Consider the following 25,196-nt stretch of genomic DNA (forward strand, 5'->3'; position numbering starts at 1 on the left):
ACGATTCCAACAGCCTAATTGGTTGAGAGTCATCAAGCATACCCTCGCGAGGGTATTAAATGCACCACCTGCCTTGCGCACGGGTGGTGCATCGTGTACCACTTTCCTGCACCTGAACTGACAAGCTTCATTTTGTCAGCGAGCAGAAGGAAAGTGACGATGAAATTCATGAGCGAAAAAGAAACCGTGTCGGCCATCGCAGACAAGATGCTGCACTACGGCGACGGCTGCACGCGCGATCAGCTGAGCGCGCACTTCTCGGACGACATCCTCGACCGCTACGGCAACAAGGCCCGCGTCGAGGCAAACGACCGCTCCGAGCACCATACCCGCCAGCGCGTCGCCGCACAGCGCGCCGCATGATCGGATCGCGCCATGCAGCCGCCCCGCTTCATCCTTCCCGACGCAAACACGCCGCAGCGCCTTCGCCAGTTCGAGCGCACTGAGCAGGCAACCGACTTCATGCGGGGCGCAGTCTGCGGCGCAATTATCGCCCTCACCCCTGTCATCGGCGCCTTGGCCTTGTGGCGCCTGCTTTAGAAAGGCGTCATGCCATGAAGAAAATTCGCGATTTTAGCCAGATCATCAGTCTGCTGGAAAATGGTCAGCTCAATCCGGCACTGTCGTCCGAGATCAGCACGACCCTCAATGCCCTCTACGACCTTTCCGAAAGCAAGGAAGGCTCGACCGTCAAGGGATCGACCACGCTCAAGCTCGACTTCGCCGTCAAGGACGGCATGGTCACCATCCAGACCGACTTCAAGTCGGTCGTTCCCAAGCGCCCGCGCAAGAACTCCGTATTCTGGGTTGTCGACGACGGCGCACTGTCCACCGAGCACCCGCGCCAGCACGACATGTTCGGCCCGCGCGAGGTCTCCGCACCCGACCGCCAGGCGCAGTAACGCGCCCGGTCATCCATCCTGCAAAACTCAAAAGGATATCCTATGGAAACCCTCGATCAGGGCGCCGTCGAAGCCGTCGCCAAACTTGCCAAGGCCTCCGGCAGCCAAGTGTTGAACGTCACCGCGCCGTCCGACATGAAGGGCGTGCCATCGTCCATTCCCGTTCTCTTCAATGCCGAGACCGGACATGTGCATGCCCTTGCCGACCAGTTCGAAAAGTACCGCACGAAGCCCACCCGCAAGGCCGGCGTCGCCAAGGCGGAGACGCTCGAATCCTTCATCGCGCTGACCAACCTGCACAAGCAGGAAAATAGCGTCATCTTCGCCGACACGAGCTGGAAGAACCCGATCCTGCTCGCCGTCATCGACTACCATTCTGCCGACGCGCCGGATAACGGCAAGCACCGCATCGCTTACCGCTTCCCCGTTTCGGCAGAATGGGCCGCATGGCTGGCGATCGACAACAAGCCGATGACGCAGGAAGCCTTCGCCGAGTTCATCGAAGACCACATCGCCGATCTCTCGACGCCCGACCTGCAGGAGCAGGAAGACTTCGGCGGCATGTTTGCCGCCAAGGTCGGCTTCCCCAACGAGATCATCGGTCTGTCGCGCGGCCTTCAGATCCACGCCGAAACCCGCGTGAAGCAGGCGATCAAGCTCCAGACAGGTGAATCGCAGATCACGTTCGAGGAAGACCACAAGACTGCGAACGGTGATCCGTTGAACGTGCCCGGCGTCTTCATTCTCAATATCGCGCCGTTCTTCATGGGCGAGACCGCCCGCGTGCCAGTGCGCCTCCGCTACCGTCTGCGCGACGGCAAGCTCTTGTGGAGCTGCCAGCTTTACCGGCCGGACAAGTACATCACCGAGCAGGTGCGCTCCGATATGGATCAGGCATCGGAGGAAACCGAGCTGCCGGCCTTCGAGGGCAATCCGGAAATGGCCGCCTGATCAGACGTCGCCAAACTCCCGGCGGCGACGCCGGGAGCATCCCCCGCCATTGAAACCGCAGGATGCCGCCATGACCCACGTCACGATATTTCTTGATGATGCCACCGAGGCGCGGTTGCGCGGCCTTGTCGAGGCAACGGGCTTTCGGGCGGAAGCCCTCTGCTCCAATTTCGTCAGCGACGAGGCCGAACACCTCGAAGCCGCCATCGCGGAAGAACGGCAGCGCCGCCCCGCCAAGCTGACCATCCTTGTCGAGGAGCAGGCCTGATGCTGTTCAAGCCTCGCCGCATGCCGGAAGAAGGCATCGTATTTCGTGACTGGCACGCAGGCATGACATTTGCCGATATGGCCATCAAGTACGATGCGCACGCGGAAACGGTTCGCCGCTACGTTGCCGTGCGCCAGGAAGACTGGAAGCGTCAGCTCCGCCATCCTCTTGTGTCCGACAATCGCCGCATCGTCCGCGCTCGCGTCTCCCTCCCCCGCATTTCGATCCACGTCGCCGCGTTGCGAGACGCTGGCATCAACGTCTGACCGTCGAAAGGACGAGCCCATGGAAATCGCAATCATTGACGGCTGCACGCGCACCATCGGAGAGTCGCAGGGCTATATCGGGCTTCCTCTGCGCGACATCATTCTCAATGACACCGTGAACGGTCCGGGCACCCCGGCAATGGAAAGCGCATGGACGGCAAGCCCGCTTGAACTTGAAATGCTTAACGCGGGAGCACCGGTCATTCTCTGCGTGCTGGGCAAACAGCACCCGCCCGTCATGCTGTCTATCGGCACGCCCGCACGCCCGTTGTACCCACGCGCCGACGTCGAGGGCATCGCCGAACGCATCTTCGACCTGATGCCCTTCGACGGCCCAGACCGAACCCTTCGTCCAGCCTGGGTCGCCGGCGGCACGACCGCAAGGCAGGAGGAGGCACGGCGCTACGCGCAAGCCGCGCTCGACGTTCAACGCCAGACCGACTTGATCCGGTCCCCATCACCCCAGGCAGAAATGAGGAGCAAACCGACCATTGCGGTCGGCACCTATACGATCTGCGAGCTGTACGCGGGCCGCACTGTCGAGAGCGATCATGTGTTCATGGAACCGGCCGACGATATGGCCTTGATAGGCAAGTGGCGAGACGGAGAGTTTGAAACCACTGCAGATGAATCTGCACAGGCGGCGCTTGATGATCAAGCGGTCGGGCTGGACGTGGGGCCTATCATCGAAGCGTGGCTTAGCGAGCTTCCATGTCAGAAGGTTGCGGAAGTTCGTCGGATGCAGGCTGCGCTGGAAAAGATCGCGAGCGAGAGCAATTGGTCCTTCGGCAAGCCGGTCGATAGCGCATGTGGGGAACACTATGCCCGCATAGCCGAAGAGATGTCAGCCATTGCAAAGGGTGCGCTCTCCCCATCCCCCGAAACGAAACAGCAGGAGACGCTTTGATGCGCGATCTTATGATTGACATCGAGACGCTGGGCAGTCGCCCCGGAAGCGTCATTTTGAGCATCGGCGCAGTCACGTTTGACGCCGAGACAGGTCAGTTGGGAGACGAGTTCTATTCCGCAATTGACCCTGAAACCGCTGTCGCAACCGGGCTGACCACTGACGTCGCAACGATGATGTGGTGGATGAAGCAATCGGAAGACGCACGCCGTGCGGCCTTTTGCGGCGAGCGCCATTTGGCGCCGGTCCTGATTGAGTTCGCGGAATTTGTCCGAAGTGCAGCGGCCAGTCGAGTATGGGCCAAACCCCCATCCTTCGATCTCGTATTGCTCGAAGCGGCCTTCAGGGCGTGCATCCTTCCCGTGCCATGGCATTTCCGGACACACCGCGACTGCCGGACGATCTTTGACTTGACCGACACAAAGCAACCCGACGTTGGCACGGTTCACAACGCCCTTGATGACGCGAAAGGTCAGGCTCTAGGCGTCATCGCCGCCTACTCGAAGCTACGCGGAACCCTGCCGCCCCAAGAACAAACGAGTGGCAAGTCGAACGGCGGTGCGGCATGACCGTGAACCGCACTTTCGAAGACGTAAGAGAAGACGCCGTCTTCGCACTGGCAACAGCTTGCCGCGACGGCCTTGATGTTGCGACTGCGCATCGCATCACCGCCTTGATGTATGCAATTCCGAACCGCGATGCCCCGCTCTACAGGCATGAGGCCCGACCGCACAAATATTGGGAAGGCAACCCACGCCCTCGTTCCAATGTGGAGGTATCGTCATGATCAGCGCCGGACAGAAGTATCTCATCAACACGGATCAGTGGTTCTTTGCGCCGGACGGTGAAAACTACAAGGCGGTTTTCGGAACGGTTCATGCTGTCGTCGATGCTGAGCAAACGCTCGGCCTCAAGACCAATCGGAACAGCACGAACTGGTACGTGGCAATCGGGGACATGATTATAGCCGGCTGCCAGATCCACTATGCCATGAGGGCTGATAAATTCAATTCGAGCCCAAGCGAGAGATCTGAAGTTGATCACAACGGTGCGCGGATCGCAGTCACCAACGCGATCTCGCGGATCTACAACGCTGATGCCAGCGGATTGATCTCGGAAGTTCCTGCCTCTCAGCCAGGAGACCTCTTCTGTGTCTGACATGGATATCCGAGACGACGAGCCCATCCCACTTGCCGAAGCCGCAAAAGTGTTCTTCCGTGGCCGCCTGACGAAGTCCGCTCTGCGGACTGAAGCCGCGAAAGGCAATCTGGAACTCATCCGGATCGCCAATAAGGACTTCGTCACGCGAAACGGAGTCAACAGGATGATTGAAAAATGCCGCAGAAGCGAAAGCCGCCAAGGCTCTACCTCCGAAACGACGGAGACCGGAAAGTCTGGATTATCAGAGACGGCGCGACCAATATCCGCACAGGATGCGCTGAGGCTCAGGCTGAAGAAGCCGGCCGAAAGCTCCAAGAATATCTCGCGGAAAAATTCCAGCCCGAGCGCGGAGGTCGTGCCGCTGAGATAACAGTAGGCGACGTCCTGCTGGTCTACCTTGATGAGAAGGCCGACGGCTCGTCGCGTCCAGTGGAAACGAAAGCCCGGATCGGAAGGCTGAATGAGTTCTTCGGCGAGATAGCTGTCGGGGAAATTCGAGGAAAGCTTTGCCGCGAGTTTGCAGACGAGCGAGAGACGGACTCTGGAGCGAGACGCGACCTTGAGGTCTTGCGCGCCGCCATCAACTACTATCACGGGGAATATACGCTGGACGTCGTGCCGAAGGTTACGCTACCGGATAAGTCCCTTCCGCGTGAGCGTTGGCTAACACGGAGCGAAGTGGCAAGCATAGTGCGGGCGGCCAGGAGGCTCAGTCGCTGCGACCATATCGCCAGACTGGTTCTGATTGGTGTTTATACCGGGACGCGCCTTGGCGCCATGCTCAGCCTGCAGTGGATGCCAAACACTTCAGGCGGATGGATCGACCTTGAAAAAGGCGTTCTGTATCGCAAAGCGCAGGGCGAGCGAGTAGCGCACAACAAGCGCAAGACGCCCGTTAAGATCCCGCCGCGACTGATCAACCTGCTTCGCTACTGGCGAGCAGCTGATAAGGCGATCGACAAAGACAAGCCCTGCCTTCACGTCATCAATTACTATGGCGCCAAGGTGAACAAGCCTCACAAAGCCTTTCGGGCGGTCCGAACAGAGGCCGGTTTGGGCGAAGACGTCACGCCTCACATCTTGCGCCACACCCGCGCGACATGGCTGGCGAACGCCGGCATTGACGTCCAAGAAGCCGCAGCATCTCTCGGAATTACCACCGATGAGTTCGAGCGGACATACCTGCACAATGACCCGCAGTTTCAGCAGAAAGCAGCGAACGCTTACTGAAACTGTGCGCAAACTGTGCGGTTCATTGGGAAAGATTACGTCGGCTTCGGGCAAGCCATTGATTTCGCTGGTCGGAGTGGCAGGATTTGAACCTGCGACCCCCACGTCCCGAACGTGGTGCGCTACCAGGCTGCGCTACACTCCGTGACCAGCGGCGTTTCTATAGAACAGCGTTTTTCATTCCACAAGCGGCAAATCATCGGTTCGGGTGAGTTTTTGCCAGGATGATGTTGCAGAGCCCGAGTGCCGTGGCGGGTGATAGAGATTTTCGGCAACGCTTGGAAATTATTGCGCACCGGCAGCGTCCGACCGATTTTCTTCGGGCGCGATTGGCGCTAGAGGCGTGAGCGAACGGGCGGCGCGCCTCGATGTCGGCACGGGGCTGGCGACAGGCGACCAAGCGTCCGGTTTCAGGATCTTTCGAAGGGGACGATATATGACCTTGCGGGTTTTCGCCGCTGCCGGCCTTGCGCTGGTACTTGCCGGATGCACGACCATTGCGCCAATGCAGCAGAACGCGGTCGAAGCCCGCTGGGCCGGACAGCCGGCAGGCGTCTTTTTCGCCCAGTTTGGCCCGCCGATCGCCGATGTGCAGAGCGGCGGCGACACGCTCTATTCGTGGAAGGGCGGCTACCGCAACCGCAAGGTTCCCGCGACCTACGCCAAGAAGGCGGACGGCTCGCGCGGCAAGCAGACGTCGCCGGCTCGCACCGAGTATCTGAGTTGCTCGGTACAGCTCACAGTCTCCTCCGATTACATCATCAAATCGGTTCGCCTCGTCGGCGACCGCCGTCAGCCGGGTGGCCCGAGCTGGTGCGAGGAAGTGCTGGCTGGCGCCAAGGCGTCCTGAGCCAAAGCGCTCATAACCGCGTCAAGAAGCACACCGGAGCGATCGACGCTCCGGTGTTTTTCGTTGCGGCTCAGTGCAAACCGCAGTTCAGGCCTTCGCCCGCCCCTTGCGCCCGTCCAGAACCACCAGCAGGATGACGCCCATGAGGCCGATAACACCGCCGAGGATGGACGTAAAACTGTAATCCCCAAGCCGCGTACCCGCGGCAAAGACGACGGCGCTGATGCCGGCACTGAGAAACATATTCACCGCGATCAAGGAGCTGCCGAGGCCGGGGCGGTCGGCGATCAAATCCTGCAAATAGGTGATCGGCAGGCTGATGATGGCGGCGGCGGCGATGCCGCTGATGATCGTCTGGGCGTAGATGTGCCAGGTTTGCGTCGCCATGCCCTGCAGCGCCATGTAGATGGCATAGAGCGTGGCGCCGATGACCAGCGAGCGCAGCGACGTGATCCGCCGCTCGGCCGCACTCCAGAACAGGATGAAGACGATTTCCAGAAGCGCCACGACGCCGACGACGATACCGATATCGCGAACCGTGCCGCCGGCCTTGCCCGTGATGATCAGCGACCGCACCGCATCGTTGACGAACAGCATGGAGCAGATGAGCGCGATGGCAAGGAGCCGCAGCGCGACCCGAGGAGAGACGACCTCACGCAGCGAGGCAAGGACCCGGTAGCGCGCGACATCGTCACGGGTTCCAAGCGGTAAAGGCCGCGGCAGGTAGAAGGCCGCGAGGATGAAGCAGACACCGGCGGCCAGCGCCGCGATCAGATAGGCCGGCAGCATGGACTGCGAGCCCGCCAGCGCGATGCCGACGATGCCGGGCACCAGTACCCAGGAAAGCGAGATGGTGGCGCGCATCGTCGCGTTGACCGCAACGAGCTGCGATTGCGCCAGCCCGCCGGAGGCCGCGCGCACATTGGCGAAGATCAGCGAGTTCAGGGCGCCGAAGACGGGCAGCAGGATGAGCTTGGCAATGACGAAAGCCGTGATCGTTGCCGAGATGTAAACGAGCGCAAAGCCGGAGATGCCGAACAGCGCGACATAGAGGATCGAGGTGCGGTAATCGCCGAGCCGGTCGGCGAAGATGCCCATGAGCACGCTCGCCGTGACGCTGACGGCAGCGGCTGCAAACATCAGGGTGGCATAGCCGCTATCGGTCAACCCGAGTTCGCGGATGCCGATGATGGACTGATAGGGCTGGGTCGCCGCCCCGGAGAACCCGAAGAAGAAGATGGCAAGCGCGCTGACGCGTAGCGACGGGTCCCGGAGGGCGGTCGCGATCGATAGGCTCATGGGGACACCAGGGCGCGAAACGGCCCAGCTGGAGAGAGAGGCGGAAAATCGCCGGAAATGTAAGAATGCGGACGATCTTATACGCCCGCACTCCAAGTGCAACGGCCAAAGGGCGCCGTTGCCTATTTTTCAGAGATGACGCCTTTCAGAGATACGCGTGCTTCCAGCGCGCGGACGACTGCGGCTCCGGCACGTAATCGAAATCCCGGTCGAAAGGATAGGACGGGCGCCGGCGACGGTTGTTGGGCAGACGCTCAATATCCTGATTGATGACGCCGTCCGTCAGGGCCATGAGGTTCGGCTGGGCGATGGGCGCAAGCTCGGGCGAGAGATAGCCGGACTTGACCACGAGCAGCCGCACGCCCTTGGGGTCGATGCCGTGGCGGGTGAAGTCGGCGATATCATGGTAGGGCCGCCGGCGCGCCGCGAGAATGATCGTGATGCCACCGACCGTGACGACCGCCTGCCGAGCTTCTGCGCCAGCGGTGTCATCGAGCCGGACGACGATGGCGAAAACCTCGGCCGAAGGGCTGGCGGGATCGAGCGCGCCGCCGATCCGCAGCGACAGAGTCGCGCCCTCACCTGCCGCAAAGCAGGCCTCCACCGCAGGCCGGTCGGTGATGCCGCCGATGACGGCGCCTTGAAAATCGCGCGCGATCAGGGCCTTGAGCACATCCGCCCGGTCGCCCACGCCGCCGCCCGTCGGGTTGTCGCCGGAATCCGCGAGGATGACCGGCCGCGTCTCCGTCCCCTGAGCAATATCGAGCATCTCCTCGAGCGGTCCGGTGACAGGACCGAAGCGGAAGGCCTCGCGGGCATTCCAGTAGGATCTCGCGATCTCGGCGGCGACAGCTTCCGCCGCCGCCTTGTCCGTTCCGGTTACGACGGCGCAGGCGGTTCCGCGCGGCTCGTCCGCCCAGACATAGCCGACCATGAGGTTCGCGTCCCAGATCCCCGGCACCGCATCATGCTTCGGCAACGCGTCATAGAGGCTCTTTGCCGGCTCGTCCTCGGTGGAGGTGCGCTCACCCGGCAACAGCACCGGCACCGGCGCCCAGGCGACACCGGGCGTCTCCCCGGTCTGCAACGCCTTCACCAGCATCGACCAAGCCCGGACCATCGTCTCGCGCACATCGATATGCGGCGCGGTGCGGTAGGCCGCGAACATATCCAGCTGATCGATGATGCGCTGCGTGACGTTGCCATGCAGATCATAGCTCGCCGCCACGGGAATATCAGCCCCAACGACACTGCGTGCCGCCGAGATCCAGTCCCCCTCCGCGTCGTCCATGCCCTCGACATTCATAGCGCCATGCATGGCAAGGTAAAGGCCATCGAGCGGCAGCGACGCTTTCAGACAATCGAGGAATTCGCTCTTGAAGCCCTCATAGGTCTCCCGCGCCAGCGGCCCGCCCGGCACGGCACGGGCATGAAGCAGCGGCAACACCTCGACGTCGGGATTGGGCAGGAACGAAAAATACTCCGTCGACAGTAGATCGGAACCGCGCAGAACGCGAAAATCCTCGGGCCGCATCAGGACCGGGGAAGAGGTGCTGCACTCGGTATGGATGCCGCCGACGGCGATACGGAAGGTCATGATGTCTGGCCCTTGGATGGGTTTCGGGTTGGGCGGGAGAAAGAAGAAAGGAAGGAAAACCCTCTCTGGCCTGCCGGCTATCTCCCCCACAAGGGGGGAGAGGACTCGCGGTCGGCCCACCACTTCGCCCTTCAACGCCTGCTGAAGGAAAGAGAGGCCCGCCCCAGGTCTTCTCTCCCCTTGTGGGGGAGATGCCCGGCAGGGCAGAGAGGGTTTTTTTCTAAAGCTTCGGGCTCAACGGCGCCAGCGCCGCAAACCGCTGCCAGTCCTTGCGTTCCCGTGGCGTCCAAGCGGCTTCGGCAATCGCTGCGAGGCGGGGGAAAACGAGGTGGTTGAAGTAGTCGCGGTTGAGAAAGTGCTCGGACCAGATGCAGGCCTGAACACCGCGCATGCGGGCTTGCAGTTCTTCCGGGAAATCTCCGACCGCCTCATAGGTATAGGTGTGCTCGGGCGGCACAGTGCCGGCCCAGCTTGCGCCCGGCTCCTGAAAGGCCTCGTCCTGCACCATGTCCAGATAATAGGCCTGCCCCGGCGTCATCACGACATCATAGCCCTGACGCGCCAGTTCTACGCCGACCTCCGGCTTCTGCCACGCCATCAGCAGGGTGCCCTTGGGGTCGACACCACCGCCATGGGAAACCTCGTCCCAGCCGGCAAGCCTGCGGCCACGCTCCGACAGCATCTGCTGGATACGCTTCATGAAATAGCTCTGCAGCCCGAACGTGCCCTCGATGCACTCCTCCGTCATCAGCTTGCGCGCCAGCGGCGATGCCATCCACGTGTTCGACGCCACCTCGTCCCCCCCGATATGCAGAAGCTTCGAGGGGAAGAGCGTAACCATCTCATCGAAAACCTTGCCGAGAAACACGTAGGTTTCCTCGACCGCCGGGTTCAGCGCATTGTTGGGAAATCCCTGAACGGAGCGATAGCTGTCGGGCGCTTCCTGCCCGTCGGCAAGCTCCGGCAGGGCCACCAGCGTTGCCGTGCTGTGGCCGGGAATATCGATCTCCGGCACGACCTCGACATGCAGCGCCAGCGCATGCGCAACGATCGCCTTCACGTCCTCCTGAGAATAGAACCCGCCGACAGGTGCAGCACCGTTGCCCAGTTGCGGCAGCATCGGCTCGTCAGGACCACGCAGCACGCCGAGCGTCGTCAGCGTCGGATAAGCCTTGATCTCCAGACGCCACGCCTCGTCATCCGAAAGATGCCAGTGGAACACGTTCATCCGGTGCCAGGCGAGAATGTCGATGAGCCTGTTCACATCGGCGACCGGATAGAACTGCCGCGACACATCGAGATGGCAACCGCGCCAGACATAGCGCGGCGCGTCCGAGATCTCGCCGGTCGAGGGAAAGCGGAACACGGCCTTTTCGGTCCGCGCACCGTGCAGCATCTGGGCAAGAGCCGTCAGCCCGTACTGCCGGCCGGCCGTTCCGCCGTGCGTGAGCGTGACGACATCGCCGAAGTCCAGCCTGTAGCCTTCAGCACCGAGATCTGCGGCCTGCCGGAATTCCAAGGCGCGTCCTTCATGGACCGGTGCGAGCGACAGCGGCACATGCCCCACCTTGAAAAGGCGACGGTAGAGCGCGATGACCGTGCTGATCGCTTTGAGATCCTCGACGCCCGTGCCTTCGGCGGGGTAGAGCGCGACAGGCACGGTCTCCCCGGCCGCAAGGCTCGCGGCTTTCGGCCAGGGAAGCAGGTAGAACGGCTCCGTCACTTCCCCCTTCGGCAGCAGATCCGGTGCCGGCTCGGCGGGGCGCCCGCCAAGAAGCAGGTCGTCCACATCGACAGGAACATGGCGACCGTCATCGAGCGTCAGATAGGCCGATTTCGCGCCGTCCGTCCGGTGCTTTGCCGGACGCCAGAGGCCGGAGACGGTGAAGCGCCAGCTGCCACCGGGCGACAGGACGAAGCCTTCCGGCGGGGCGAACTGGTGGAAGTTGGCGTTCCGCATGAGGAAGGTCGCGTTGTCGCAGGCCGGGTTGTCCATGACACGGGTGAGCGACGTATAGGCCAGCTTGAAGCCTGAGATGGGCGCGTCCGACAGGTTGAACAGCGTGAAGACGAAGCCGCCGCAGTCTTCTCCTGCAATCGGGTGCCAGCTGTTCTCAAGCCGGAAATCCTGTGCGTTTGCCATGGTGGCTTCCCTTCTGGACGGTCGTGATCTCAATAATGGTCGGATTGCGAAAAGGTCCGCGCCAGCTCGGCCTGCCCGGCCGTCAGCCCGCAATCCACGGCAAGGCAGACGCCGGTGATGGCGCGCGCCTGATCGCCGGCAAGGAAGAAGACGGCATTGGCGACATCCTCCGCCGTCGCGATGCGGCGAAGTGCATACCAGCGCTTCACATCCTCGAACACCTGCGGATTGGCGCTTGCCCGGGCCTCCCACGCCTGCGTGCGAACCGTGCCCGGCGCAACCGCATTGGCTCGGATGCCGAACTTGCCGTATTCAACCGCAATCGACTGCGTCAGATGGATCAGCCCGGCCTTGGCCGCGCTATAGGCCGGGTGGCCGAACACGGCGAGGCCGTTGACGGAGGCGATATTCACCACCGCGCCCTGCGCCTCCTTCAGCGCCGCTTCCAGCGCGCGGAACACCAGAAACGGGGCTTCCAGATTGAGCGCCGCATCGGCCCGCCAGATGGCGCCGTCCGTATCGTGCAGGCTGACGGCGCGGGCGGCACCGGCATTGTTGACCAGCGTCCGCACGAGGCCATGGCCGGCCACCTCCTTCGCCATCGCGCGAATGCTCGCCTCGTCGGTGACGTCGCAGACAACAGTGGCAAAGCGCTCGGAGGGGCCAAGAGCGTCGGCCGCCGCTTCGACCGCCGACGCATCGATATCGACCAGAACGACCACATCGTGGCTTTCGGACAGACGAGCAGCAATCGCACGACCGATATCGCCGGCAGCTCCCGTTACGACGGCGACCGAGCGGCTCATCGGCAGGTCTCGCTCGAACGGGCAAAAAGGCGCGGCATGGTCAGTCTCCGAGGATCTGGCGGTCGTCACCATCACGGTGCTCGACCAGCTGTTGCTTGATGTGGCGCAGCGTCACGGTGGAAAGCTTGCGGTTTCGGTAGGCAACCAGGCTGGCGATGACATCCACGACGGCGAGGAAGGCGAAGCGGGTGGAGGTGGGGCGGAAGATGTTGACGCCCTCCGGCAGGTCGATGCCGACGACGAGTTCGGCCGCCTGCGCCACGGGGCTGTCCGATTGCGTCAGCGCGATGGTGGTGATGCCGTTTTCGCGGGCGAGCGCGAAACAGCGGGCAAGATCGTGATTGCGGCCCGAGAAGGACGAGCCGAAAATGACATCGTTTGTGCGGGCCGCTGCCGTCAGCATCAGCTGCATGTTGTGATCGTTGCTGGCCGTCACGCGCGAGCCGAGGCGAAACAGACGGTTCTGCATCTCGGTTGCGATCATCGAGGAATTGCCGCCGGAACCGAAGCTATAGACCATCTCCGCACGCGACATACGGTCGGCCACCTTGTCCAAAAGGGCCGGATCGAGCGCGCGATGCATATTGAACAGGGCGTTCTGCGCCTTGGTGATCACATCCTCGGCCACATCGGCCGGCTCGGTGCTCTTGGCCTCCGGGTTGAGGTAGCGCACGCCGATGAAGGCTGTTTTTGCGAGGTTTACCTTGAAGTCGGAAAAGCTCTGGCAGCCGACATTGCGGCAGAAACGGGTGACGGTCGGCGGCGAGACCTCCGCCCGTTCGGCAAGCTCGATGATGGAGGCGTTGACCGCGAACTCGAAGTCGCCAAGGAGAATATCGGCGATCCGCTGCTCGGATGGCGAAAACTGCGCCCGGCCCTCCTGGATCGTCGTGAAGATATCCATCCCGCCTTCCCCCGAAGCCACGTGACCCGCGCCCTGCCGCGTTCCTTACACCGGCGCCTTGTAGGCGATGCAATCGATCTCGACCTTGCAATCCACCATCATGGACGCCTGAACGCAGGCGCGGGCCGGCGGATGCTCGCCAAAATATGACTGGTAGATCTTGTTGAAGGTCCAGAAATCGCGCGGATCGTCCAGCCAGACGCCGCAGCGCACCACATGCTCGACGCCGTAACCGGCCTCATCCAGAATGGCGAGCACATTGGCAATGGTCTTGTGCGTCTGTTCCACGATGCCGCCGGCAATGATCTCGCCGTCTTCCATGGCCACCTGGCCGGACACATGCAGCCAGCCGGCAGCCTCCACGGCGCGGGCGAAAGGCAGCCTCTGGCCCCCGGCACCGGCTTTCTCCGTGCCATATCGCTTGATGGTCATTGCGGCCCTCGTGCAAATTATTTTCGCCAATGATTGACAATGGACCATAGAAAACCGAACTTGGCCAGAGTTTTCGAACTTCCATGAAAATAATTTAGACCGAAGGCCGTTCCATGCGTGACCCTCATGCCAACCCCTTTCCGGCAAGCGACGTCGCGCGCCACTCCATCTGGGAGATGCTGGTCCCCAGAGACATCGATGCCTTTCTCGCTGCGGACTGGTCGATGGTGGCGGGGGATTTCGTCGAGGAGGGCTTTCTCGCCATCAGCGGCAATCACAAACCGAACCCTGACGACTGGAGCCTCGCCTTTCCGTCGCTCGACACCTACCGCGACGAATGGCTGAAGCAGGCTCGCGACTTTCAGGGCCAGACCTATGGCGAAGACCCGCGTCAGGCGATTTTCGCGACGACGACGCTGGAAGAGATCGAGGTGAAGGGCGAGACAGCGCTTGCCCGCAAGAAGTTTCAGGGCGGCATCCGCAGGACCGATGGCAGCCTCGACGTGATGCAGTGGCAGACGCTCTATACCTGCCGCCTGCATGAGGGCCGCTGGAAGATCTGCGGCTTCACCGGCTATCTGCCGAACCCGACTGCCTGAGCGACACCCGATCGGGCGGTGCGCAGATTCGCGCTTTGCCCTGCCAACCTGCGGAAGGCCTAGCCCGTTGCGTCTTTTTACTGCCGCCCTCGCCACGGAAACCAACACCTTCGCGCCGATCTGCATCGACCGCCGCGCCTTCGAGGAGTCCCTCTACGCCCCTCCGGGCCAGCACCCGGAGACGCCGACGCTCTGCACTGCTCCGATCACCGTGGGACGGAAGGTCTGCGCGGACAAAGGCTGGACGCTGATCGAAGGCACCGCCGCCTGGGCGGACCCGGCCGGCCTCGTCAACCGGCAGGCCTATGAAAGCCTGCGCGACGAGATCCTCGACCAGCTGCAGGCCGCGATGCCGGTCGATGGTGTGGTCATGGGGCTGCACGGCGCGATGGTGGCGGATGGCTATCTCGATCCCGAAGGCGATCTTCTCACACGCATCCGCGAGATCGTCGGCCCCGATATTCTCGTCTGCGCGGAAATCGATCCCCACAGCCACCTCACCGCAATGCGTGTCGCGGCCGTTGATTTCTTCGTCGTCTTCAAGGAATTCCCGCATACCGACTTCGTCGATCGCGCCGAAGATCTCTGGCGGATCGCGGTGGACACGCTGGAGGGCCGCGTGACGCCGGTCATGTCCGTGTTCGACTGCCGGATGATCGACGTCTTTCCGACCTCGCGGGAGCCGATGCGCTCTTTCGTGGACCGGCTGATGCGGATGGAGGCTGATGATCCCGAGATCCTGTCCCTCTCCGTCATTCACGGCTTCATGGCCGGCGACGTGCCGGAAATGGGCACGAAGACCATCGCCATCACCGACGGACAGCCCGAAAAGGGCGAACGGCTGACGCGCCAACTCGGCCTCGAACTGTTTTCCAAACGCGGAACCTTCATGATGCCGCAGATCGACGAGGCGGAAGCGATCGACCGAGCGCTGGCCAATCCGCGCGGTCCCGTCGTCATCGCCGATATGTGGGACAATCCGGGCGGCGGCACGGCCGGGGATGCGACGGTGATCCTCGCGGCGCTTCTCGCGCGTGGCGTCGGGAACGTCGCCATTGGCATGATCTGGGATCCGATCGCCGTGCAGATCTGCCTGGCAGCCGGGACCGGTGCCGAAATTCCCCTGCGTTTCGGCGCGAAATCCGCGCCCGGCACCGGCAGTCCGATCGATGGACGGGTCACAGTCAGGCGGGTCGTCCGCAACGCCGAAATGCGCTTCGGCGAGAGCGTTGCGCCCTTTGGCGACGCCGCACACATCCACCTCGATGGCATCGACATCGTCCTGAGTTCGGTGCGCGTCCAGAGCTACGACCCGTCGCTCTTCACCGCGCTCGGCATCGACCCGAGCGAAAAGCATATCCTGGTGATCAAATCCACCAATCACTTCTATGCCGCCTTCTCGAAGATCGCCTCGGAGATCCTCTACTGCTCGGCCGGATCGCCCTACCCGAACAATCCGGCAAAGACCGCCTACCGCCGCGCTTCGCGCGAGATCTGGCCGATCGCGGAGGACCCGCACCGCCTTGTCACTTTAGCGTTGGATGAGGGATAAGGCGGCGCTTGCGGATCGGAGGGGCCGTTGCGCAAACCTCGGGCAACCGGCAGAAGAAGCAGCACTATCAAAAACGAGACCACCGGGAGAGACGCCGATGACCACCCCGCCCCGGCCGCAGGTCGGCCAGCCCATCCTGTCGCTATCGACGCCGCTGCCCCTCATCGACGAGGACCGGCTGGCGGCGAACATCGCCCGCGTGCAGACCTATCTCGACAGCCACGGCCTCGCCTTCCGGCCCCACATCAAGACCCACAAGATCCCCGCTATCGCCAAGGCGCAGGAATCCGCCGGCGCGCGGGGCATCAACTGCCAGAAGATCACCGAGGCCGAGGTTTTCGCGGACGCGGGCTTCGAGGATATCCTGATCACCTTCAACATTCTGGGACCCGAAAAACTCGATCGGCTGAAGGCGCTGAACGAGCGCGTTGCCAGCCTCAAGGTCGTCGCCGACAGCGCGGTGACGGTTGCCGGCCTGTCCACGCGATTTGCAGGCGCGAAGCCGCTGACCGTGCTGGTCGAATGCGACACCGGCGCCGGGCGCTGCGGCGTTCAGGATCCGGCAGAAGCGGTTGCCCTGGCGCAGGCGATCACAGCTGCCGACGGCCTCGTTTTCGGCGGCCTGCTGACCTATCCCAAGGCCCATGACGAAGCGGCGGTGGAAGCCTTCTTCTCAAGCGCCATTGCCAGCCTGAAGGCGCTCGGCATCCCCTGCCCGATTGTAAGCCACGGGGGAACGCCGAGCCTGTTCTCGGCTCACCTCGTGCCGTCTGCCACCGAACATCGCGCCGGAACCTACGTCTACAACGACCGCGCCATGGCGCGCTCCGGCCACTGCTCGCTCGCCGACTGCGCCATGCAGGTGCTGGCAACCGTCGTCGCCCGGCCCACACCCGACCGCGCCGTCCTCGATGCGGGATCGAAGGCGCTGACATCGGATCTGCTCGGATTTTCCGATTACGGCCTGATCGTCGAATACCCCGATGCGGTCATCACGGGCCTCTCCGAAGAGCATGGCGTGGTGGACCTGTCACGCGTGTCGGGCGCCCGGCCGGAGATCGGCGACAAGGTGATGATCGTGCCGAACCACACCTGCGTGGTGTCGAACCTGTTCGATATCATGACGTTTCATCGCGACGGGGTGGCGACGCGCGTCGAGGATGTCGCGGCGCGCGGCCTGGTGTGGTGAGGGGGCTGGTGTGGTGAGGGGTTAAGAAAGCAAAACCCTCTCTGGCCTGCCGGCCATCTCCCCCACAAGGGGGGAGAAGACTTGTGGCCACCTCCCCATTTCCATCAGTTATGTAGCGGGGCGTTGCTCCGGGTCGTGTCCCCCCTTGTGGGGGAGATGGCCGGCAGGCCAGAGAGGGCCTTTCTTTACCGACCCCCAAACACCCTCAGGCCGCCGTCATTGCCGCCGGGATCTCGAGGTTGCGCCAGTCCACCGTCCGCTCCAGCGCCTCGCCATTGGCCTCGAACAGATGGCAATCCGCCGCCATGATGCCGGTGGAGACGGGCTTTTCGACGGCGAGCGGTGCGGAGCCGGGCAGAAGCACGCAATAGGGCGTGCCGTCCGGAAGGCTGGAATAGCCAACCGTGTTGATGCCCAGCCGCTCGATGACGGAGGGAATGATCTCGATATTGAGGTCGCCGGGCGTCAGCATCGTATGTTCGGGGCGAATGCCGAGTGTCAGGGTTTGCCCAACGAGATCGGCGCGGCCGTTTACCGGGATCGTGACCGTCTGCCCCTGATAGTCCACCGTGACGCCGGCAGGGCCGACGGCCGTGCAGGTGACCGGCACAAAATTCATCTTCGGATTGCCGATGAAGCCGGCAACGAAGAGGTTTTTCGGCTTGTGGTAAAGCTCCAGCGGCGGGCCGACCTGCGAGATATCGCCGGCATTCAGCACGACAATGCGGTCGGCCATGGTCATGGCTTCCACCTGATCGTGCGTGACGTAGATCATGGTTGCCTTGAGTTCGCGATGGAGCTTGGCAAGCTCGATGCGCATGTCGGCGCGAAGCGCGGCATCGAGGTTCGACAGGGGCTCGTCGAACAGGAAGATCTTCGGTTCGCGCACGATGGCGCGGCCGATGGCGACGCGCTGGCGCTGGCCGCCCGAGAGCAGGCCCGGCTTCTGCTGGAGGCGCTGCTCGAGATGCAGGATGCGCGCGGCGTTCTCGACCTTGGCCTTCAGCTTGCTCTCCTCCATCTTTTCCACGCGGAGCGGAAAGGCGATGTTCTCGAACACGGTCATGTGTGGGTAGAGCGCGTAGGACTGGAAGACCATGGCGATGCCGCGCTTGACCGGCGGCAGGTCGTTCACGCGCACGCCGTCGATGACGATATCGCCGCTCGTGGTGGAATCGAGACCTGCGATCATGCGCAGGAGCGTGGACTTGCCGCAGCCGGACGGGCCGACGAAGACGACGAACTCGCCATTCATCACCTCGAGCTGCACGCCCTTGAGCACTTCGAAGTCGCCGTAGAACTTCTGCACCTTGTTGAGGAAGAGCTGTATCACATCGGTCTCCGGTCGCCGAAGCGGGCGGCGTTGGTCTGGACGAAAAAGCGATGGCGGATCGACGACAAAGGCCGGACCCGCTCCCGGGAAGGTGCTGTCGCAGCGGCAAAGGCCGCCGCGACAGCAGGCAGGGACTGGCTTATTTGTACTCTTCGATGGCCGCAGAGGCCTTCTTCAGAGCATCTGCCGGTTCGGCCTTGCCGGTCACGACCGACTGCACCATTTCGATGATGGCATTCTGGAAGCCCTTGTAATCCTTGAACAGGGGCTCGGGACCGCCGAAGGCGATACCGTCAATGAAGGGCTTCCACGACGGATCGGCCTTGACGAATTCGTCAACCTTGGCCGAAGGCCGCAGCGGGGTGAGGCCAGCGCCGCCCTGCAACTCGTATTCGCCCTGCGGACCCGGCGAGGTGATGAACTTGGCGAATTCGATCGCCTTATCCTCGACGCCCGTACCCTTGAAGACGGCCAGGCTGTCCGTGATCAACAACGTGCCTTCGCCCTTGGCGGATGGGCCGAGCGGAAGCGGCGCAACGCCCCACTTCATGTCGGTCTTCTTGAGAAGGGCTGCGGCACCGGACGCGGACTGGATCATGCCGGCCTTGCCGTCGAGGAAGATGGCGCGGATTTCGTTCTGTTCGTAGGCGGTCGCACCCTCGACGGAATAGGGCGTGATGTCCTTGACGGCCTGCAAGGCTGCCAGAACTTCCGGGCTGTCCATGACAATCTTGTCGCCATCGATAACCTTGCCGTTATTGGTGTAAACCCAGTGCATGAACTGGTGCATGGTGTTGTCGAAGGTCTTGGCCGGAAGACCATAGCCTGCAATGCCGGTCTTTTCCTTGATCTGCTTGGCGAAGGCGATCTCTTCGGCCCAGGTCTTCGGCGGGGTTTCCGGGTCGAGGCCGGCCTTTTGGAAGAGGTCCTTGTTCCAGTAGAGAGCCTTGGTCGAAAACGCGACCGGCACGCCCCACTGGTTGTCGTCGAAGGTCACGGTATCGACGATATTGGGGTAGTAGCTCTTCTTCTCTTCGTCGGTCATCGGCACGGGAACGATCAGGTCGTTCTCGGCGAACTCCTTCAGCGTGCGCGAGCCGACATAGGCCATGCCGACCGGGTTCCCGGCGGCTGCCAACGTGGTTGCCTTGTCCTGGCACTGCTCCCAGCCGACCAGTTCGGGCTTCACGGTCCAGCCCGCGTTCTTGCCTTCCCATTCCTTGATGTACTTCTCGTGGATCGGGTCGATCTTGTCGCCGCAATAGATCCAGCTGATTTCCTGATCGGCCGCCTGTGCCGTGACAGCCGTGCCGAGCATGCCGAGCGCGGTCGAGCCGAGCAGCGACAGGGCTAGCAGCCCGGTTTTGAAGTGAAATGTCATGTTTATGCTCCCGTTCAGTCTCTGGTGGTTGGTCTTATTGTTTCACCGCGCCGGCGGTCAGGCCGCTGACGAGATAGCGTTGCAGGAAGAAGATCACGATCATGGCCGGCGCGATGCCGACGAAGCTCGCCGCCATGAGCTCGTTCCAGACGACTTCCTGACGTCCAAAATAGGCAAACAGTCCCACGGGGAGCGGCGCATATTCAGACTTGGAATTGAAGGTGAGCGCATAGATAAACTGCTGCGCATAGGAGCCGATGAAGGTGGTGATGGCCACCACCACGATGCCGGGCATGGCAATCGGCAGGATGACGCGGCGCAGTGTGTAGAAATGGCTGGCGCCATCCACGAAGGCCGCTTCGTCCAGCTCCCTGGGGATGCGCATCATATAGGTGCGCAAGAGCCAGATGGCCGTGGGGATGAGGAAGGCGACGCCCGGCACGATCATCGCGAAATAGGTATTGAGCACACCGAGCGAACGCATCAGCCGGAAAAGAGGGATGAGCAGCACGGCCCCGGAGAACATGTTGACCGCAAGGAAGGCCCCGAGAAGCTGGCCGGAACCCTTGAACTCGAAGCGGGCAAAGGCATAGGCCGCGGGCACCACGAGGATCAGCACGGCGATGGTGACGACGCTGGAGATGAACAGCGAATTGAAGATGTAGCGTGCGAAGCCGGGAACGCTGACCCACATCGTCCGGTAAGCCTCGAAGGACCCGTTTTCCGGAATGAAGCGGTAGGGCGATGAGAACAGCTGGCTCAACGGCTTCAGCGACACCAGAAAACCTTCGACGAAAGGCGCCAGCAGGAAGGTGAGGAAGACGAAGATGCCTGCATAGATCCCGATGATCTCGTACCAGGCATAGCGGTTGATCAGGATGGACGGCTCTTTCATCGCTTGTCTCCGGAGGAAAGGCGGCTGGTCATGCGGAAGTAGAAGACGCAGAAGATCGACAGGAAGATGCAGATGAGAACCGCCCGCGCCGCGCCTTCCCCGTATTTGTTGGAACCGATCGCCGTCCGGTAGGTGTCGATGATCATCGTCGTCGTCTCGCCGGTCGGCCCGCCACGCGTGAGAATCCAGATGATGTCGAAGGAGTTGAAGGTCGAGATCAGCGAGATCATCGACATCGTGATCATCGACGGCACCAGCAGCGGCAAAGTGATGCGGCGGAAGCGGTAGAACCTGCCGGCACCATCCGTCCAGGCAGCCTCGTAGAGATCCTGCGGGATCGACTGCATGGCGGCCAGCATATACAGCGTGACCATGGGAACGCCGATCCACACGTCGGTGATGACGGTTGCCCAGAAGGCGGTGGAGCCTTGCGCGAGGAAGGCGATCGGGCTGTCGGACAGACCGAAGCGCTGGAGCAACCCGGAAATCATGCCGAACTGGCCATTATACATCCAGCCCCACATGAAGATGCCGATAGCCATGGGCACGATCCAGGGCGGCATAGTCAGCACGCGGAAGAGCGCCCGGCCGGGCACAGCCGCGTTCAGCATGGAGGCGCCGAATGTACCGATGATCATCTTCAGCGACACCGAGAAAAACGTCCAGACGAAGGTCCGGATGATGACTTCGGCGAAGGTGGCGTTGAAGATCTTACTGTAGTTCGCCCAGCCGACCCAGTTCGTCGTCTTCTTCAGGGATGCATCCGTGAAGGAGAGGATGAACGTATCCACGAGCGGATAGGCCACGATGACGGTGACGTAGAGAATGGCTGGCGCCATGAGGAGCCAGGCGAAGAGGACGGTGCTTCGTTTGGCTTCCATGACCTGACCTCTCAAGCAGACTTGGTCTGCGGTGCGGATGATGCAACGGCTGTGCCATGCAGGCAGGCATCGTATTCGGCCCAGACGGGCGCGAGATCGACGACCTTGCGGGCAAACCGGGCCTCGTCCATCGCCAGCGCCAGAATGCCCGCCTCGATGGCGTTCAACGCCGACACGGGCAGCGCCTGGCCCTCCGTGATGAACTTGAACACGTCTTCGGCCATCTGCTCGTCGGCACCGTAATGGTGCGATGTTTCGGACGGCGCCTGGTAGGTCTTGGCGACCACCTTCTCGTTGTTGCGCGCATTGTGCACATCGAGAAAGCCGCGCACGAAATCGCCTTCCGCCATGCCCTTGGAGCCGATGACGCAGAAGCGACGGAACTGGTCCGGAACGTTCAGATTGGTGTGGAACGTCATGGCCGCACCGTTCTCGTATTCGACGATCGCGGTCTGATAATCGATCAGGTCGCCATCGCTGTCGAACACCTTGTCGGAGCCTTCCCAGCCGCTCGGCTTGCGGTGGTAGACGTCCATGTCGTTGACGCCTTCGTTGCGCGGATCGTTGGCCGGAATGAAGCTCTTGCGACCGCCGAAGGAAGAAACGTAGCGCGGACGCGCGCCGACCACGCCGTTATAAAGGTCGAGGTCGTGGCAGCACTTCTCCAGCATGAAGCCGCCGGCATAGCGGCCGTAACGCCGCCAGTCGCGCATGAAGAAGGCGCCGTGATAAGGCTCGATATGCTCGGACGCCTCGATCGACACGATCTCGCCGAGCCGTCCCTCGGCCTGCGCCTGACGCAGGTCGCGGTAGAGCGGCGAATAGCGCAACACGAGGCCGACCAGCAGCCTGTCATGACCGTAACGATGAAGGAGACGCGCCAGTTCGAGGCTTTCCTGGATGCTGACGACGATCGGCTTCTCGGTGAAGACGGTAAGCCCGGCCTCAAGCCCGATGCGGATATGCTCGAGATGCATGTGGTTCGGCGAACCGACCATCAGGAGATCGAACGTTTCCGAGGCGATCATCTCCTGCGGCGTCGCATAGGCCTTGCCCGCAGAAATGCCCGCCTCGTCAAGACCCGGCAAACCAGCCGGCGCCGGATCGACATGGCCGACGATCTCGAACGTCGGATCCATGTCCCTGAAAATGCGGCCCAGATATCCCAGCCGAAACCCAAGCCCGATAATGGCGACCTTCATATCGGCCTGCTCCCCGTTTTTTCGTAATTTATTTTCGCAGCCTGTGTCAGATCAGCGATCTCGTCAACATAAAATCAGCCTTCATGAACAACCGTGAAATTCATTTTCATGAACGATCGAACGACGCTGCGATACAGGATTGTAAACCGGCCATTCCGGCATCCTGCCACCGCATTGATCGACCTTTTCCCGGGATCGTTCGGCGGTTTCGATAGGTCCGTATCTGGCCGCGTATTATCCTTGAAACGGACAATACCAAAAACAGGCCAATCGTCCAGCCCCCTAGCAGGTGATTTTTAACGACTGCCTTAAGACGTTGAATTATCGATATATATAAATAATTGTAACTTTTGAAGCGCACATTCCGCAATTTGTAAATTGGTTTTTTTTGGTATTGCCTTGTCGCTACCTGGGATGAACCTGATGCCAAGCATGCCTCGGACGAGCCGGGGCTTCCAGCCCGGAGGGCGAGCCAGCCGGCGTGCAGTCTTGGTACGTAGCGCGCCCGGCCAACGACAAGGGCACTTCCGCCGTTCGTGAATTAGGAGTAAATTGAATTCCGTTAACGTATACGTCAACGGGAGGAACCGATGGCACTATTTGACTACAAGGGAAGAGATGCGAGCGCGGAGGTATCGGAGGCCTTCAACCTCGCGCGCTATGGACAATTACGAGCGTTTGGAGCCTTGGGAGAGCTCGGGACGACGCTGACGGGAACGAGCGGCAATTTCTCGCCACCGGCAGGCTGGCATGACCTGACAGCCGCGGATATGAACCTATCGGCTAATGACGTCGATAGTTTCGGCTTCTTCCATGGATCGACCTCGCTCAGCGCGCAGGTGAAGATCCTCGCCTATACCGGTGCCAGCGGAGCGATCGAGCGCCTCGGCATCTCCTTTGCCGGAACCAGCGATATCGGCGACTTGCCCGATTATCTCACGCTGGCCAAGGGTCAGTATCTCGAGCAGTTCGTCTACGTCCTAGAAGCCGCCGCGCGCTTCGCCTCGGCCCACGGGCTGACAGGCGAGGATGTCGTCGTCACCGGCTACAGCCTGGGCGGCGGTGCGACGAACATCATGGCGGAGCGGTCATCCGCCGTCGCCGGCGGCTTCTATGACAACGCGAATTACTTTGGGTTCGACTCGCCGAATATCTACGACAACGGCGCGAAGATCATGAACTTCGGCGGCGAGAACGACCTCGTCTACCGCTCGCTGGGTACATCGACCGACAGCATTATCGAAGGGGTGACCGAAGCGCTCGTTCACAAGGACCGCGCGTTCGGCAGTTCGAACGACAACACCGTCCTCTTCAACGACTTCTACGCCAACCCCCTCTCGCCTTTCGGACCGACAAGCGTCTTCAACGTCGTCGGCGGGTGGAATTCGCACGTTACCAACCTGTTCTCGGACGCGTTTGCGACGATGGCCCAGTCGAGCTTCGCATCCATCATGGAGCAGGACAGCGCGATCGTCGTCTCGCAACTGAGCGATCTCTTGCGCCCCGTTACCTGGGTGGAGGACGTGGCACGCGATACCTCCAGCCATTTCGGGGCACCGGCCTTCATTCTCGGCTCCGAAAAGGCTGACCTGCTGCGCGATGGCAAGGCCAGCGATTTCCTTGAAGGCTTTGCCGGAAACGATCGCTTCAGCCTGTCCACGGGCAACGACATGGTTGTCGGCGGCGACGGCACGGATACGGTGCAGCTGGCAGGCGCCATTGGCAATTACGAGGCCATCCGCCTGTCGGACGGCACGCTCGTGATGCATGCCCTGTCGGGACAATACGGCCTGAAGGAAATGACGTCGGTCGAGCGGATCGAGTTCGGCTCGCTCATCCCGACGCGCTACACCGTCACGAACAGCAAGCTCGATACCCTGCTCTTCGCCGACAAGACCTATGTCGCCCGTGTCGAGGGTACGGCGGGTGACAACACCCTCACGGGAACTGCAGGCGTGGACCGCATCTTCGGCCTCGCCGGCAACGACGTCATTCGCGGTGGCGGCGGCAACGATCTTCTGCATGGCGGCACCGGCAACGACCAGCTCTTCGGCGATGCCGGGGATGACGAACTTTTCGGCAGCATCGGTAACGATGCACTGACCGGCGGGGCGGGCAATGACCGCTTGTCCGGCGGGGTGGGCAACGATGTCTTCGACTTTTCGAAGATCGCCTCCGGCCGTGATGTCATCACCGACTTCAACAAAGGGGTGGAGGGGCACGATACGCTTCTCTTCAGCGCCTCGCTCTTCAAGACAGCCGATGCGGCACTTTCGCATTTCGTGCAGTCCGGCGCCGATGCGGTCCTCTCCTGGCTCGGCGGCAGCGTCGTTCTGGCGGATACGAAGATCGCGGACCTTCATCACGGCGATATCCTGATCGTCTGATCGGCGCTTCAGTTTGAAAAAGCAGGCGGCGGATCGTTTGCCCTATCAGGGTGAACACGAT

At 61.9% G+C, this 25,196-nt stretch carries 26 protein-coding genes and 1 tRNA gene; 15 read left to right on the top strand and 12 right to left on the bottom strand.

Annotated elements, in window-relative coordinates; genetic code table 11:
• Window positions 1–168: 168 nt before the first annotated feature.
• The 10 genes from GA0004734_RS16040 (at window position 169) to GA0004734_RS16090 (ending at window position 5,685) form a co-directional block, all read left to right on the top strand.
• On the top strand, window positions 169–363 hold the full coding sequence (locus GA0004734_RS16040) for a hypothetical protein (protein WP_139056286.1): 195 nt from the start codon (window positions 169–171) through the stop codon (window positions 361–363).
• Between the two features lie 12 nt (window positions 364–375).
• Window positions 376–540: a hypothetical protein gene (locus GA0004734_RS26040; RefSeq protein WP_175386425.1), complete on the top strand. Its 165-nt coding sequence runs from the start codon at window positions 376–378 to the stop codon at window positions 538–540.
• A gap of 14 nt (window positions 541–554) precedes the next feature.
• Window positions 555–902 carry a hypothetical protein gene (locus GA0004734_RS16045; protein ID WP_092935293.1) on the top strand — a complete coding sequence of 116 codons (348 nt, stop codon included), beginning with the start codon at window positions 555–557 and terminating at the stop codon, window positions 900–902.
• A gap of 42 nt (window positions 903–944) precedes the next feature.
• Window positions 945–1,853: a DUF2303 family protein gene (locus tag GA0004734_RS16050; protein ID WP_092935295.1), complete on the top strand. Its 909-nt coding sequence runs from the start codon at window positions 945–947 to the stop codon at window positions 1,851–1,853.
• A 70-nt stretch (window positions 1,854–1,923) separates the two neighbouring features.
• The gene (locus GA0004734_RS16055) at window positions 1,924–2,121 is read left to right on the top strand and encodes a hypothetical protein (protein ID WP_092935297.1); all 198 of its coding nucleotides are present in this window, start codon (window positions 1,924–1,926) and stop codon (window positions 2,119–2,121) included.
• Complete coding sequence (locus tag GA0004734_RS16060; RefSeq protein WP_092935299.1) at window positions 2,121–2,387, top strand: hypothetical protein; 267 nt, start codon at window positions 2,121–2,123, stop codon at window positions 2,385–2,387. The genes GA0004734_RS16055 and GA0004734_RS16060 overlap by 1 nt, the downstream gene beginning before the upstream one ends.
• Window positions 2,388–2,406: 19 nt before the next feature.
• Window positions 2,407–3,294 carry a hypothetical protein gene (locus tag GA0004734_RS26045; RefSeq protein WP_175386427.1) on the top strand — a complete coding sequence of 296 codons (888 nt, stop codon included), beginning with the start codon at window positions 2,407–2,409 and terminating at the stop codon, window positions 3,292–3,294.
• Entirely contained in the window at window positions 3,294–3,863 is a 570-nt protein-coding gene (locus GA0004734_RS16070) for a 3'-5' exonuclease (protein ID WP_175386429.1), read from the top strand. The genes GA0004734_RS26045 and GA0004734_RS16070 overlap by 1 nt, the downstream gene beginning before the upstream one ends.
• 214 nt (window positions 3,864–4,077) lie before the next feature.
• Window positions 4,078–4,452: a hypothetical protein gene (locus GA0004734_RS16080; protein WP_092935301.1), complete on the top strand. Its 375-nt coding sequence runs from the start codon at window positions 4,078–4,080 to the stop codon at window positions 4,450–4,452.
• Between the two features lie 177 nt (window positions 4,453–4,629).
• The gene (locus tag GA0004734_RS16090; protein ID WP_092935303.1) at window positions 4,630–5,685 is read left to right on the top strand and encodes a tyrosine-type recombinase/integrase; all 1,056 of its coding nucleotides are present in this window, start codon (window positions 4,630–4,632) and stop codon (window positions 5,683–5,685) included.
• 68 nt (window positions 5,686–5,753) lie between these two features.
• On the opposite strand, the gene GA0004734_RS16095 is transcribed toward GA0004734_RS16090, so the two are convergent.
• Window positions 5,754–5,830 (bottom strand) — tRNA-Pro (locus GA0004734_RS16095).
• Window positions 5,831–6,121: 291 nt separating this feature from the next.
• On the opposite strand from GA0004734_RS16095, the gene GA0004734_RS16100 reads away from it, so the two are divergent.
• Window positions 6,122–6,535: a hypothetical protein gene (locus tag GA0004734_RS16100; protein WP_092935305.1), complete on the top strand. Its 414-nt coding sequence runs from the start codon at window positions 6,122–6,124 to the stop codon at window positions 6,533–6,535.
• An 87-nt stretch (window positions 6,536–6,622) separates the two neighbouring features.
• Here GA0004734_RS16100 and GA0004734_RS16105 read toward each other — a convergent pair whose 3' ends face one another.
• The 6 genes from GA0004734_RS16105 to GA0004734_RS16130 form a co-directional block, all read right to left on the bottom strand.
• Window positions 6,623–7,834, bottom strand: coding sequence for an MFS transporter (locus tag GA0004734_RS16105; RefSeq protein WP_092935307.1), 1,212 nt, complete (start codon window positions 7,832–7,834; stop codon window positions 6,623–6,625).
• Between the two features lie 145 nt (window positions 7,835–7,979).
• Window positions 7,980–9,431 (bottom strand): M81 family metallopeptidase, encoded by a 1,452-nt coding sequence (locus GA0004734_RS16110; RefSeq protein ID WP_092935309.1) that lies wholly within the window; start codon window positions 9,429–9,431, stop codon window positions 7,980–7,982.
• Window positions 9,432–9,651: 220 nt separating this feature from the next.
• The gene (locus GA0004734_RS16115) at window positions 9,652–11,574 is read right to left on the bottom strand and encodes a beta-N-acetylhexosaminidase (RefSeq protein WP_092935311.1); all 1,923 of its coding nucleotides are present in this window, start codon (window positions 11,572–11,574) and stop codon (window positions 9,652–9,654) included.
• Between the two features lie 29 nt (window positions 11,575–11,603).
• Window positions 11,604–12,380, bottom strand: a complete 777-nt coding sequence (locus tag GA0004734_RS16120; protein WP_092935313.1) for an SDR family oxidoreductase — start codon at window positions 12,378–12,380, stop codon at window positions 11,604–11,606.
• 40 nt (window positions 12,381–12,420) lie between these two features.
• On the bottom strand, window positions 12,421–13,284 hold the full coding sequence (locus tag GA0004734_RS16125; protein ID WP_092935315.1) for a MurR/RpiR family transcriptional regulator: 864 nt from the start codon (window positions 13,282–13,284) through the stop codon (window positions 12,421–12,423).
• 45 nt (window positions 13,285–13,329) lie between these two features.
• Window positions 13,330–13,716, bottom strand: a complete 387-nt coding sequence (locus GA0004734_RS16130) for a RidA family protein (protein WP_092935317.1) — start codon at window positions 13,714–13,716, stop codon at window positions 13,330–13,332.
• 113 nt (window positions 13,717–13,829) lie between these two features.
• Between GA0004734_RS16130 and GA0004734_RS16135 the strand changes: the two genes are divergently transcribed.
• From GA0004734_RS16135 to GA0004734_RS16145, 3 genes are all read left to right on the top strand, one after another.
• Complete coding sequence (locus GA0004734_RS16135) at window positions 13,830–14,315, top strand: hypothetical protein (RefSeq protein WP_092935319.1); 486 nt, start codon at window positions 13,830–13,832, stop codon at window positions 14,313–14,315.
• Window positions 14,316–14,382: 67 nt separating this feature from the next.
• Entirely contained in the window at window positions 14,383–15,867 is a 1,485-nt protein-coding gene (locus tag GA0004734_RS16140) for a M81 family metallopeptidase (protein ID WP_092935321.1), read from the top strand.
• A 97-nt stretch (window positions 15,868–15,964) separates the two neighbouring features.
• Window positions 15,965–17,056, top strand: a complete 1,092-nt coding sequence (locus GA0004734_RS16145; RefSeq protein ID WP_092935323.1) for a D-TA family PLP-dependent enzyme — start codon at window positions 15,965–15,967, stop codon at window positions 17,054–17,056.
• Between the two features lie 205 nt (window positions 17,057–17,261).
• Here GA0004734_RS16145 and ugpC read toward each other — a convergent pair whose 3' ends face one another.
• The 5 genes from ugpC to GA0004734_RS16175 all read right to left on the bottom strand — a co-directional run bounded on the left by ugpC (window position 17,262) and on the right by GA0004734_RS16175 (window position 22,748).
• Complete coding sequence (gene ugpC, locus GA0004734_RS16155; protein WP_092935325.1) at window positions 17,262–18,389, bottom strand: ABC transporter ATP-binding protein; 1,128 nt, start codon at window positions 18,387–18,389, stop codon at window positions 17,262–17,264.
• Window positions 18,390–18,528: 139 nt separating this feature from the next.
• Window positions 18,529–19,770 carry an extracellular solute-binding protein gene (locus tag GA0004734_RS16160; protein WP_092935327.1) on the bottom strand — a complete coding sequence of 414 codons (1,242 nt, stop codon included), beginning with the start codon at window positions 19,768–19,770 and terminating at the stop codon, window positions 18,529–18,531.
• 34 nt (window positions 19,771–19,804) lie between these two features.
• Complete coding sequence (locus tag GA0004734_RS16165) at window positions 19,805–20,665, bottom strand: carbohydrate ABC transporter permease (RefSeq protein ID WP_092935329.1); 861 nt, start codon at window positions 20,663–20,665, stop codon at window positions 19,805–19,807.
• Window positions 20,662–21,546, bottom strand: a complete 885-nt coding sequence (locus tag GA0004734_RS16170) for a carbohydrate ABC transporter permease (RefSeq protein WP_092935331.1) — start codon at window positions 21,544–21,546, stop codon at window positions 20,662–20,664. Before GA0004734_RS16170 ends, GA0004734_RS16165 begins: the two co-directional genes overlap by 4 nt.
• An 11-nt stretch (window positions 21,547–21,557) precedes the next feature.
• Window positions 21,558–22,748 carry a Gfo/Idh/MocA family protein gene (locus GA0004734_RS16175; protein ID WP_092935333.1) on the bottom strand — a complete coding sequence of 397 codons (1,191 nt, stop codon included), beginning with the start codon at window positions 22,746–22,748 and terminating at the stop codon, window positions 21,558–21,560.
• 590 nt (window positions 22,749–23,338) lie between these two features.
• On the opposite strand from GA0004734_RS16175, the gene GA0004734_RS16180 reads away from it, so the two are divergent.
• Window positions 23,339–25,135 (top strand): hypothetical protein, encoded by a 1,797-nt coding sequence (locus GA0004734_RS16180; RefSeq protein ID WP_092935335.1) that lies wholly within the window; start codon window positions 23,339–23,341, stop codon window positions 25,133–25,135.
• The last annotated feature ends 61 nt before the right edge of the window (window positions 25,136–25,196 follow it).

The organism is Rhizobium sp. 9140 (genome assembly GCF_900067135.1).
Lineage (GTDB): Bacteria > Pseudomonadota > Alphaproteobacteria > Rhizobiales > Rhizobiaceae > Ferranicluibacter.